The organism is Flavobacterium pectinovorum (assembly GCF_006438875.1).
Classification (GTDB): domain Bacteria; phylum Bacteroidota; class Bacteroidia; order Flavobacteriales; family Flavobacteriaceae; genus Flavobacterium; species Flavobacterium pectinovorum_A.
Genome location: NZ_RCZH01000005.1, coordinates 95,557 through 108,547, shown reverse-complemented (window position 1 = coordinate 108,547; position 12,991 = coordinate 95,557). Strand labels below are relative to the sequence as shown.

General features: G+C 34.3%; 8 protein-coding genes. 7 read left to right on the top strand and 1 reads right to left on the bottom strand.

Annotated features, from left to right (window positions below; translation table 11 throughout):
* Positions 1 to 98: 98 nt before the first annotated feature.
* A complete protein-coding gene (sucC, locus tag EAH81_RS08630) occupies positions 99 to 1,292 on the bottom strand; it encodes an ADP-forming succinate--CoA ligase subunit beta (protein ID WP_140505940.1) in 1,194 nt (397 codons plus the stop codon).
* Between the two features lie 415 nt (positions 1,293 to 1,707).
* Between sucC and gltB the strand changes: the two genes are divergently transcribed.
* The 7 genes from gltB (at position 1,708) to EAH81_RS08600 (ending at position 12,991) form a co-directional block, all read left to right on the top strand.
* Positions 1,708 to 6,225 (top strand): glutamate synthase large subunit, encoded by a 4,518-nt coding sequence (gltB, locus tag EAH81_RS08625; protein ID WP_140505938.1) that lies wholly within the window; start codon positions 1,708 to 1,710, stop codon positions 6,223 to 6,225.
* A 122-nt stretch (positions 6,226 to 6,347) separates the two neighbouring features.
* Positions 6,348 to 7,802, top strand: coding sequence for a glutamate synthase subunit beta (locus EAH81_RS08620; RefSeq protein ID WP_140506474.1), 1,455 nt, complete (start codon positions 6,348 to 6,350; stop codon positions 7,800 to 7,802).
* Positions 7,803 to 8,122: 320 nt separating this feature from the next.
* Positions 8,123 to 9,346, top strand: coding sequence for a diaminopimelate decarboxylase (gene lysA / locus EAH81_RS08615; protein ID WP_140505936.1), 1,224 nt, complete (start codon positions 8,123 to 8,125; stop codon positions 9,344 to 9,346).
* A gap of 251 nt (positions 9,347 to 9,597) precedes the next feature.
* Positions 9,598 to 9,927, top strand: a complete 330-nt coding sequence (locus tag EAH81_RS08610) for a DUF6934 family protein (protein ID WP_140505934.1) — start codon at positions 9,598 to 9,600, stop codon at positions 9,925 to 9,927.
* A 71-nt stretch (positions 9,928 to 9,998) separates the two neighbouring features.
* On the top strand, positions 9,999 to 10,154 hold the full coding sequence (locus tag EAH81_RS27400; RefSeq protein ID WP_161595797.1) for a hypothetical protein: 156 nt from the start codon (positions 9,999 to 10,001) through the stop codon (positions 10,152 to 10,154).
* 320 nt (positions 10,155 to 10,474) lie between these two features.
* Entirely contained in the window at positions 10,475 to 11,596 is a 1,122-nt protein-coding gene (locus EAH81_RS08605) for a T9SS type A sorting domain-containing protein (RefSeq protein ID WP_140505932.1), read from the top strand.
* Positions 11,597 to 12,067: 471 nt separating this feature from the next.
* The gene (locus EAH81_RS08600; RefSeq protein WP_140505930.1) at positions 12,068 to 12,991 is read left to right on the top strand and encodes an alpha/beta hydrolase family protein; all 924 of its coding nucleotides are present in this window, start codon (positions 12,068 to 12,070) and stop codon (positions 12,989 to 12,991) included.

The following is a 12,991-nucleotide window of genomic DNA, read 5'->3' as shown; positions in this document are numbered from 1 at the left end:
GCTTAAAATAACTCCAAAAAAAATCCCTCCAACAAATTGGAGGGATTTTTATATTTAAAGAAAAGATGCACTGCTGTGCATCTCTACAATATGTTTTATTAAGATAATGCAGCTTTAACTTGATCAGCAGCTTCTTGAAATTGAGTAGCTGATAAGATTGGCATACCTGAATTGTCAATTAATTCTTTTGCAATTTCAGCATTTGTTCCTTGCAAACGAACGATAATTGGCACTTTAATAGCATCACCCATATTTTTGTAAGCGTCAACAACTCCTTGCGCCACACGGTCACAACGAACGATTCCACCAAAAATATTGATCAAAATTGCTTTTACGTTAGGATCTTTTAAGATAATACGGAAAGCAGTTTCAACACGTTTTGCATCAGCAGTTCCACCAACGTCTAAGAAGTTAGCAGGCTCAAAACCAGCGTATTTAATTAAATCCATAGTTGCCATTGCAAGACCAGCTCCGTTTACCATACATCCTACAGTACCGTCAAGATCTACGTAATTTAAACCTACTTCTTTAGCTTCAACTTCGATTGGATTCTCCTCACGGATATCACGCATCTCAGCATATTTTGGTTGTCTGTATAAAGCGTTATCATCGATATTCACTTTAGCATCAACAGCCATAATTTTGTTATCAGATGTTTTCAAAACCGGGTTGATTTCAAACATAGAAGCATCAGAACCAACGTAAGCGTTGTATAATGAATCGATGAATTTAACCATTTCTTTAAAAGCATTTCCAGAAAGACCTAAGTTAAAGGCGATTCTTCTTGCTTGAAAACCTTGTAATCCAACATTAGGATCAATTTCTTCAGTAAAGATTAAGTGTGGTGTATGCTCAGCAACTTCTTCGATATCCATTCCACCTTCAGTAGAATACATGATCATGTTACGTCCTGTACCTCTATTCAATAAAACAGAAACATAAAATTCAGAAGTTTCGCTTTCACCAGGATAGTAAACATCTTCAGCAACTAAAATTTTGTTTACTTTTTTACCCTCAGCAGAAGTTTGAGGTGTAATCAATTGCATTCCGATGATTTGTTCTGCAATTTCTTCAACTTGTTGCAAGTTTTTAGCCAACTTCACTCCACCACCTTTTCCACGTCCACCTGCGTGAATTTGTGCTTTTATCACGTGCCATCCTGTACCCGTTTCGGCAGTTAATTGTTTTGCAGCAGCCACAGCTTCAACCGCATTATTAGCCACAATTCCGCGTTGAATGCGTACTCCGTAACTTGCTAAAATTTCTTTTCCTTGATATTCGTGTATGTTCATAATATAGAATTTGTCTGGTTCTGAATTTATTTCAGAATAAAAGTGCGACAAAAGTAGCAAAATTCAACTTAAAAGTAAAATCTTTTTCAATTAAAAAACGAGTGTGATATCTATAAAGCGTTTATTGATTTTCAATGCGAATAAATGGTTAACAAAACGATTTGTTAATATTAACTCAAAACCACTAAAACGTTTGATATTTAACAAAAACATCACTGTATTCATTAGCCTTACAGCGATTTTTCTTAATATATTCTAATTCGCTTTATGATTTTGTCAATTCGCAATGCTTAATATAATATTATTATCAATTAAGAAGCGTTTTTCTAATATTACGATAAAAATGTAAGTCAAATTATAATTTCAATACATTATGTTTAACGAAATCTTTATTTTTGTAGAAAAAATATCAAGAATGAAAGTTAAAGAACAAGGGCTTTATTTGCCTGAATTTGAACACGACAATTGTGGTGCAGGATTTATTTGTAATTTGAATGGTATTAAATCAAATGATATTATTCACAAAGCATTGGATATCTTAATAAAATTGGAACATCGTGGTGCCGTTAGTTCTGATGGAAGAACTGGAGACGGGGCTGGAATTTTATTCGATATCCCACATGATTTTTTTAAAAAAGTATGTGATTTTGAAATCCCTGAAACGCGTGAGTATGCAGTAGGAATGGTTTTTTTACCAAAAAGCAAAAACCAGGTTTCTTTTTGTATGAACGCTTTCGAATCAACTATTAAAGATCAAAATTTAAAGATCTTAGGTTGGAGAGATGTACCTGTTGAAGCTGAAAATTTAGGGCAGATTGCCGCAGAAAAAGAACCAACAGTTAAACAAGTTTTTGTTAGCAAAAACGGTCAGGATTTAACTGAACAAGAATTTAATGCAAAACTTTTTGCAGCTAGAAAAATTGCTGAACATGCCATAAGAGGATCAAAAACCTCTGAAAGTCATATGTTTTATTTCTCTAGTTTATCGACAACTACCATAATATATAAAGGTCTATTGATGCCGGAAGACATCAGCCGTTATTATGTTGACTTAAAAGATCCCGATTTAGTGACTCGTTTGGCGTTAGTTCACCAACGTTTCTCTACAAATACTTTCCCTTCATGGGAATTAGCACAGCCATTTAGATACATGTGTCATAATGGTGAAATCAATACGCTTCGTGGAAACGTTAGCCGTATGCGTGCTCGTGAAGAGTTGATGGAAAGCAAGGTTTTCGGAAATGATATTAAAAAACTATTCCCAATTATCTTAGAAGGAAAATCAGATTCTGCTTCTATGGATATGGTTGTAGAACTTTTATTAATGACAGGTCGTTCATTACCTGAAGCGATGATGATGGTTGTTCCTGAAGCTTGGGAAAAACACCAGACAATGTCTGAGGAGAAAAAAGCATTCTACGAGTTTAACGCTTGTATCATGGAGCCTTGGGATGGTCCTGCTTCTATTCCGTTTACAGATGGTAACGTTATTGGTGCGTTATTAGACAGAAACGGATTGCGTCCTTCTCGTTATACCTTAACAAAAAGCGGTTTCGTAATCATGTCATCAGAAATTGGTGTATTGGATATCGAACCGGAAGATGTTATTCAGCACGGTCGTTTAGAACCGGGAAAAATGTTCCTGGTAGACATGAACGAAGGTCGTATTATTGAAGATGAAGAGATCAAGAAAGCAATTGTTACAAAACGTCCTTACAAAGAATGGATTGATGCCAACTTATTGCCTTTATCTAAAATCCCTTATACCAATAATCCTACTCCTGTTGAGAAACTAGATTTCCTTACAAGACAAAAATTATTTGGTTATACAATTGAAGATTTAAAAACCATCATCAACCCAATGGGAAGTCAGGGAGCTGAAGCAATCAGTTCTATGGGTAACGATACGCCTTTGGCTGTTTTATCAGACCAGCCTCAATTGTTGTACAACTATTTCAAACAATTATTTGCTCAGGTTACCAATCCGCCTTTGGATGGTATTCGTGAGGAGATCATTACTGATATCAGTTTAGCCATTGGTGGAGATTTCAATATTTTTGAAATTGAATCTAAACAATGTAAAAAACTAAAAATCCAAAATCCGGTTATTTCAAACGAGGATTTAGATAAAATAAGAAACATTGATCACGTAGATTTCAAATCGGCTACAATTTCTACTTTATATAAAATAGAAAAAGGAGTTAACGGTTTAGAGCGTGCGCTTGAAAAATGTGTTGATGCAACGTTCAAAGCAGTTTCTGAAGGATGTAATGTCATCATTTTATCAGACAGAGGTGTAAGCGAACAATTAGCTCCAATTCCTATGTTATTGGCTTGTTCATACATTCACCACTCTTTAAACATTTTACAGGTTCGTTCTAAATTTGGAATCATAATCGAATCTGCTGAACCTCGTGAGCCGCATCATTTTGCTTTATTATTCGGATATGGTGCAAGTGCAATTAATCCATATATGGTAAACGAGATCATTCACGATCAGGTTAACCAAGGATTTATCACTGGCGTAAAAGCGGACTATGCTATTGTAAATTACAATAAAGCGATTGCAAAAGGAATTGTTAAAATCATGAACAAAATTGGTATCTCTACCTTACATTCATACAGAGCTGCTCAGATTTTCGAGATTTTAGGTTTAAACAAAACTTTCACAAATAAATACTTCCCTTACACACCTTCAAGAATAGAAGGAATTGGTTTGATTGAAGTAGAGAAAGAAGTGAAGAAACGTTTCCAAAAAGCATTTCCAAATTCAAAAATCGCCAACTTATTGCCTTTAGAAATTGGAGGTATTTACAGATGGAGACGTGGTGGAGAAAAACACATGTTTAACCCAACTACTATTTCTAAATTACAACAGGCGGTTCGTTTGAATAGTCCTGAAAGTTATAAAGAATACTCGGATATGGTCAATGAGCAAAGCTCAAACTTAATGACTATCAGAGGTTTATTCGAATTTAACAATTTAGATCCAATTTCTATTGACGAAGTAGAACCTTGGACAGAAATTGTAAAAAAATTCAAAACGGGTGCAATGTCTTACGGATCTATCAGTAGAGAAGCACACGAGAATTTGGCGATTGCAATGAACAGAATTGGCGGAAAAAGTAATTCGGGAGAAGGTGGAGAAGATCCTAAACGTTTCCAGAAAGAAATCAACGGAGATTCAAGAAACAGTGCAATCAAACAAGTTGCTTCGGGACGTTTTGGTGTTTCGATCAACTATTTGACAAACGCTAAAGAGATTCAGATCAAAATGGCTCAAGGGGCTAAACCTGGAGAAGGTGGACAATTACCCGGCGAAAAAGTAGTGCCTTGGATTGCTGAAGTTAGAAATTCAACTCCTTATGTAGGTTTGATTTCGCCTCCGCCACACCACGACATTTATTCTATTGAGGATTTATCTCAGTTGATTTTTGATTTAAAAAATGCAAATCGTGAAGCAAGAATCAATGTTAAGTTAGTTTCTGAAGTTGGAGTTGGAACTATCGCTGCCGGTGTTGCCAAAGCAAAAGCGGACGTTATCCTGATTTCAGGTTATGACGGAGGAACTGGTGCTGCACCATTAACATCCTTACAACACACAGGTATTCCGTGGGAACTTGGTCTGGCCGAAGCACAACAAACTTTGATCTTAAATGATTTAAGAAGCCGTGTGGTTCTTGAATGTGACGGACAATTGAAAACGGGTCGTGACGTAGCAATTGCTGCATTATTAGGAGCCGAAGAATTTGGTTTTGCTACCGCACCGCTTGTTGCTTCGGGATGTATTATGATGAGAGCTTGTCACTTAAATACTTGCCCTGTTGGTATTGCAACTCAGGATCCTGAATTGAGAAAAAATTTCAAAGGAACGCCGGAGCACGTCATCAACTTCATGTATTTTATTGCTGAAGAGTTAAGAGGAATCATGGCACAATTAGGTTTCAGAACTTTAAAAGAAATGGTTGGTCAGTCACAAAAATTAAATGTGAATAAAGCGATCAAACATTATAAAGCCAATGGTTTAGACTTATCATCGATTCTATACAAACCGGAAAAAGCAAAAACGGTTCCGAATCACAATACAACTGAGCAAGATCATAACTTAGAAAACGTATTGGATTTCGCGATTATCAAAGAAGCGATTCCTTCTATTTATAGAAAAGAAAAAACAAGAGTTACGTTTAAAATTAAAAATACAGACCGCTCTGTAGGTGCTATTTTGAGTAATGAAATCTCAAAAATATATGGCGCACAAGGTTTACCTGAAGACACTATTTTAGTTGATTTTGAAGGTTCTGCCGGACAAAGTTTTGGTGCTTTTGCAACAAACGGATTGTCGTTTAAAATTCACGGAAACTGTAATGATTATTTAGGAAAAGGATTGTCCGGAGGAAAATTGATTATCAAAGTCCCTCCTACTGCAACTTTCAAACCTGAAGAAAATATCATTATTGGTAACGTTGCCCTTTACGGAGCTATTACCGGAGAGGCTTATATTAATGGAATGGCCGGTGAGCGTTTTTGTGTGAGAAATTCCGGAGCAACTGCGGTTGTTGAAGGAATTGGAGATCATGGATGCGAGTACATGACAGGTGGTACAGTGGTTGTTTTAGGAAAAACAGGAAGAAACTTCGCGGCTGGTATGAGCGGTGGTGTTGCTTATGTTTACGATCCAAAACAACAATTTGATGCAACATTATGCAACATGGAAATGGTTGCTTTTGATCCTATCGAAGAAGAAGATGTGACTAAATTGAGAAAACTAATCAAAAATCACTCTTTGTACACCAACAGTCCATTAGCAAAAAGAATTTTAGCAGACTGGGAAAATGAACAAAACCATTTCGTAAAAGTAATGCCAACCGATTACAAAAAAGCATTACAACGAATTGCAGAAGAGAAAAAAATAGAAGAATTAATAGCGGGTTAAATGATTTTAGATTTTAGAGTTCAGATTTTAGATTTAATTCACTTTGCCTTTAAAAGCATTGGAATTTGGAATTTAAAAAATTGGAATTTAGAATTGATCATTTAAATTTTAATCAAAATGTCATGGGTAAAATAGGCGGATTTAAAGAATATAACAGAGCCGACGAAAGTAATTTAGCAGTTGCAGAACGTGTTTCAAACTACAACGAATTTACTATTCCGTTAGCAAAAGATAAAATAAAAGAACAAGGTTCGAGATGTATGGATTGCGGTATTCCTTTTTGCCACAGTTCTTGTCCATTAGGAAATTTAATTCCTGATTTCAACGACATGGTGCATCAGGAAGAATGGCAAAGTGCCTTAGAGATATTACAATCTACTAATAACTTTCCTGAATTTACAGGTCGCTTATGCCCTGCTCCATGTGAAAAATCATGTGTATTAGGAATCATTAAAGAACCGGTTGCAATTGAAAACATCGAGAAAAACATCATCGAAAGAGGTTTTGCTGAAGGATGGATCAAACCACAACCACCAAAAAAGAGAACAGGAAAAATTGTAGCTGTTATTGGTTCAGGTCCTGCAGGTTTGGCAGCAGCGCAACAATTAAACAGAGCCGGTCATACGGTAACTGTTTTTGAAAGAGACAATGCTATTGGAGGTTTATTGCGTTACGGAATTCCGAATTTCAAATTAGAAAAAGGAATCATCGACAGACGTGTTTTAATCCTTGAAGCTGAAGGAATCACTTTCAAAACGAATGTAAATGTTGGTGTTAATTTTAGTGTTGAAGAACTTAATGCTTTCGATTCTATCGTATTATGCGGTGGAGCGACAGAAAGAAGAAGTTTACCAACTAAAGGAATCGAAAGCAAAGGCGTTGTTCAGGCAATGGATTTCTTAACACAACAAACTAAAGTTTTATACGGAGAATCAATTCCGGATCAGGTTAAAGCAACCGGAAAAGACGTAATCGTAATTGGTGGTGGAGATACAGGATCTGATTGCGTTGGAACATCAAACAGACACGGAGCAAAATCAGTTACTAACTTTGAGATTTTACCAAAACCTCCAGTTGGAAGAAGCGAATCTACGCCTTGGCCTTTCTGGCCTTTGCAGTTGAAAACGTCTTCATCTCACGAAGAAGGCTGCAGCAGAAACTGGTTAATCAATACTAAAGAATTCATTTCTAATAGTAAAGGAGAATTAACAGGATTAAAAACTGTTGAAGTTCAATGGAAAATGACTCCTGGTCAACGTCCTGAATTAATCGAAAAAGAAGGTTCTGAGAAAATCTGGCCATGCGATTTGGCTTTATTGGCTTTAGGATTTACAGGTCCTGAGAAAACTTTAAGCGAGCAATTAGGTATTGAACTAGATATGAGAAGCAACTATCAAGCAAAAAATTACCAAACGAATGTACCTCATATTTTCACTGCCGGAGATATGCGAAGAGGACAATCGCTAATTGTATGGGCTATTTCAGAAGGTCGCGAAGCAGCAAGAGAAGTAGATTTGTTCTTAATGGGCTCTACCAACTTGCCAACCAAAGGAAACGGAGACTTACCAAGTTTGTAAGCTAAGTTTTTAAGATACTAAGTCGCTAAGGTTCTAAGTTTTTATGCTTGGAATTTTAGCGGCTTTTTTTTTATTCCACAAATTCTGCCCACGGATTGTGCGGATCAAACAGATTTACGCGGATTTTTTTTATCTTTATTTAAAAATCTGTGTTCACCTGTTTGATCCGCACAATCCGTGGGCAAAACATTTTTTTATAAAAATTCGAAATAAAGCACTTTTTGTTTAAAAACAAACAATTTGTTATAATTTGTTATTTTTCTACAATTAATTTGCAGTTAGTCAAAAGAGTAATAAATTTGCTCAAAATAGTTTAAAAAATGCAAGCAAAAGATTTACTGCAGTTAGCAGACCAATTTGGAAGTCCATTATATGTTTATGATGCCGAAAAAATCCAATCTCAGTACAACAGATTAACTAAAGCTTTCTCTAAGGTAGAAAACTTGAGAGTTAATTATGCCATGAAGGCATTGTCAAACGTTGCGATTCTTCAGTTATTAAAGAACATGGGTTCTGGATTAGATACTGTATCAATTCAAGAAGTTTTATTGGGACTTCATGCTGGCTATGAACCTGAAAAAATCTTTTTTACACCAAACGGAGTTTCTCTTGAAGAAATCGAAGAAGTTGCCGCAATGGGTGTACAAATCAATATTGATAACTTATCTATTCTGGAGCAATTCGGAACAAAATATCCACAAATTCCGGTATGTATTCGTATCAATCCGCACGTAATGGCGGGAGGAAATGCTAATATTTCGGTAGGACATATCGATAGTAAATTCGGAATTTCGGTACATCAAATACCGCATATATTGCGAATTGTAGAGAACACAAAAATGAGCATTGTAGGGATTCACATGCACACAGGATCTGATATCCTTGATATCGAAGTATTCTTGTATGCTGCTGAAATCTTATTTGATACTGCAAAACACTTCAAAGATTTAGAATTTTTAGATTTCGGAAGTGGATTCAAAGTTCCTTACAAAAAAGACGATATCGAAACAGATATTGAAGAATTAGGTAAAAAATTATCAAAAAGATTCAATGCTTTCTGTGCAGAATATGGCAGAGATTTAACGTTGATTTTCGAACCGGGAAAATTTTTGGTGAGCGAAGCAGGTCATTTCTTAGTAAAAGTAAACGTAGTTAAACAAACAACATCAACAGTTTTTGCTGGAGTTGATAGTGGTTTCAACCACTTAATTCGTCCAATGTTGTACGGATCTTCACACCATATCGAAAACATTTCTAACCCAAAAGGAAAAGAGCGTTTTTACTCTGTTGTAGGATACATTTGCGAGACTGATACTTTTGCCAACAACCGCAGAATTTCGGAAATTACTGAAGGTGATATTCTTGCGTTCAGAAACGCCGGAGCATATTGTTTCTCAATGGCATCAAACTACAATTCAAGATACAAACCAGCCGAAGTTTTATGGATGGACGGAAAAGGAATCTTGATTCGCCAACACGAAACATTCGAAGATTTGCTTAAAAATCAAATTCCGTTGCCACAAGAAGTTGCTGCAACAGTTTAAAATAAAAAAAAAGAGAATATCAATTGTAAAAATCCCGTTTCATTTTGGAGCGGGATTTTTTTTGTTTTTATACCATCACTTGAACCCAATTGTTAGGCTGAGCTAAGTGGGAGTTTTTTTCTTAGTTATATAATAAATAAATTACATATCAATAAAAACATTATATTTGTAAGAAATTTTTTATTTAAATGAATTACGATAAATATGACATTTCCAAAGATGAATCATCTACAATATTTAATTTTATAAGTATGGGAAATAAAGGTAATTTTACGAAAGTAGTTGCTTACACTCCTACCAAAAATCCTTCGATTTATAATCTTGGTTTTGGCGATTTAAAATATGACCTTCCGACAAAAAAATACATTATAGACGATCAGGTTACAAATGATAACGGAGATATTAGAATTGTTTTAGCGACTGTAGCCAAAACTGCCTATGAATTTACAACTGTGAATCCTCATATAACTGCATTTTTGAGAGGTAGCGATAGTCGAAGGACAAATACTTACAAGAGGGCTATAATGTTAAATCTAGAGGAATTATCAGAAACTTTTGATATTTGGGGCAAGAATAATTGATAATGAAATTGAAGATGAACCATTCGATTATAAAAAAGACTTTGATGGATTTCTAATTAAAAGGAAAAAAGATGAAAAGTGTAAAAAAAATAGTTAAGACTACAAGAGTTATTAGTAAAGATTCAAAGATCGTTGTAGACCCTTCGCTTAATCAATTTAAAAATATTAAGTTTAAATCAGGAAAATCAGATGAAATTAATAAAATGAATTTCAAACTGAGTTTTTAATTTCAAACAACATGTAATACATCCCGTTCCCGAAAGGTGAATGGGATTTTTTTTGTTTTAAACTTAGATTCTAGATTTGTAAACGTTTGTCAGGCTGAAAGATCCCGTCCGGAAGCTTCAGGATCGGGAGAAGCCTCGCAATCAAATCGTCAATATTTGTCGATTTACGCATGTGATTTCTCCTCCGTCGAAATAACAAAATTGTTATTATTTAGTATTAGTTTTTTAAATTTTTAATACTATTTTTACCTTATAAAATTCAAATAAAGTTTTATTCCAAAAAACAAAAATCATTTAAAAGCCATTCAATATCCTAAAATATGAAAAAAAATTACTTACTACTTACTCTTATTTTAACTTTCTCAGTTTACAGTCAGAATATTAAAAAAATCACTTATGAAAGTTGGAGCAACAATAATTGGGTAAACTCCAGTTATGTTGTAAACAATTATGATAAAAGTGACAAGATCACAGATGATTTAAGTCAACGCTGGGACGTGAGTTCTAGTAACTGGAAAGATTCTAACTCAACAAATTATGAATATGATACCAACAATCTACTGAATAAAATTATTTACAAATCATTGGATAATACTTCAAATTTATTGACCTTCTCTCAAAGGGCTTCTTTCACTTATAACAATGAAAATAAAATAGATGTAGGATTTTATGAAGAATGGACTAACAACGCTTGGCAAAATTCATTAAAAAACACTTCATCTTATGATTCAAATGGATATCTCATATCTAGTTTAATAGAGCGATGGAATGAAAATAATTGGAAAAATGACATAAAGGTCGATTATTCAAATAATTCTGATGGATTATTTACTCAAATAACCCGACAAAAATGGAATGATTCCAGTTCTAAATGGGAAAATTTTTCGCAATCAACTTATACTTATAATAGCTCAAAACAGGTTTCAGTAGAAACAATGAATATATGGGAAAATAATAAATGGATTGAAAAAATACTATTTACGAATTCTTACAACACAGATGGTTTTTTAACGAAACGTTTACGTCAGGATTGGGATGATACTCTTTCAATTTGGGTAAATCTATATCAAAGTAATTATGCCAAAAATCAAAATGGAACAATACATCAAGAGATTTCAGAAATATGGAATAAACCATCCAATTCATGGGAAAACTTATCCCGTACAACGTATGAATATGAAAATACTTTAGGAATCGCCGATTTAACTAAATATGATATCAAAATCTTTCCTAACCCAACAACTGATTTTATAAATATTCATCTTGAAGAATCTGACAATACAAAAGTTTCAGTAATTGATGTTCTTGGAAGTCCAATTATTAAAGAAAATTTCGTTGGAAATGATTTTTCACTAAACGTGATGAATTTAAATAAAAACGTGTATTTCATAAAGATAGAAAGAGGTGAAAAAGTTCTGGTCAAAAAATTCATTAAACATTAAGGCTTTTTAAGCTTCAAAAAGAAAATCCCGTCTCAATTAAGAAACGGGATTTTTTTTCACAATCTTGTCATCTTCGACAGAGGAGATCGAACAGACGAAGTAAATCACACACGTAAATCGACAAAGATTGGCGATTTTGTTTGTGGAATATTGGATGTGATTTACTTCGTCTGTTCGCTATCGCTCGGGTCTCCTCTGTCGAAATGATAAGATTGTGGATAATTGAAATTTAGAAAAATTGAATTTTAAGCATTTGGGCGTCTCCCGCCGAAAAAAGCGGGCCGGGCTTTCGGCTATATCTTTTGCTCCGTTTCACTTCACAAAAGGATACCGCCTCTATCCCTGACGCAAAATCATTTTCATAATATAAAAGACAGTTCCTTTGATAATTTATACGAAAAAAAAGAATATTTTTAGCTTTATATAAAAGAACTAAATTATAACATTAGTAAATTAGAAATAATTAAAAAAATGAAACCTAAAAATAAATTGGCAATTTTTAAAAGCATTCTAAAAGCAAAAAAAATAGGCAAGTATGCTCTCTTAATGCTTTTTTTTGCCACTAGTTATGCATCCGTAATCCCACCAAACTTTACTACTAAGGAAATAAAATTTGTTAGCGAAGGAAATTCACTCTCCGGAACTATTTTTACACCAAACAACATACAGGCAGCCGTTGTAATTGTTCATGGATCCGGGCAAGAGAAAAGATCTATAAATTTTGCTACACTCCTTGCCAATAATGGAATTGCAGTTTTAACGTATGATAAACGTGGAGTTGGAGAATCTGGTGGTCTATATGCCGGACCTGAAGTAGGAACTAACAATGTTGATTTCTCAAACCTAAATCTTTTGTCTCTAGATGCTAGTGCTGCTGTAAATACTTTAGCTAAATCTTTGTCAAATAATAAAATACCAATAGGTTTAATAGGTGCTAGTCAAGCTGGATGGATAATTCCATTGACTGCAGAGAAAAATAAGGAAGTCAAATTTATGACTATCTTTAGTGGAGCACTCATAACGGTTAAAGAACAATTAAGATTCCAATTTTATACAAATGGAGATAAGAAATTTTGGGAAACGCACTCAGAAGAAGAGGCAAGAAAACATGTATTCAATGACCCCGATAAATATGAGTTTGTTGACACAAATCCCAATGATATTCTTTCTAAATTATCAATTCCGGGACTTTGGATTTATGGAGGCAAAGACATTCAGGTTCCTGCGAATCTATCCATAGAAAATCTTGATAAACTAAAGCTTAAAGGGAAAAATTATGAGCATAAGTTGTTTCCAAGTCTGGGGCATAATACAGCATTTTCAGACTCCGAAGAGCCTATGAATGATGCAATCAATTGGATGAAAAATATAACCAAATTAAAGAATCAAAAGTAA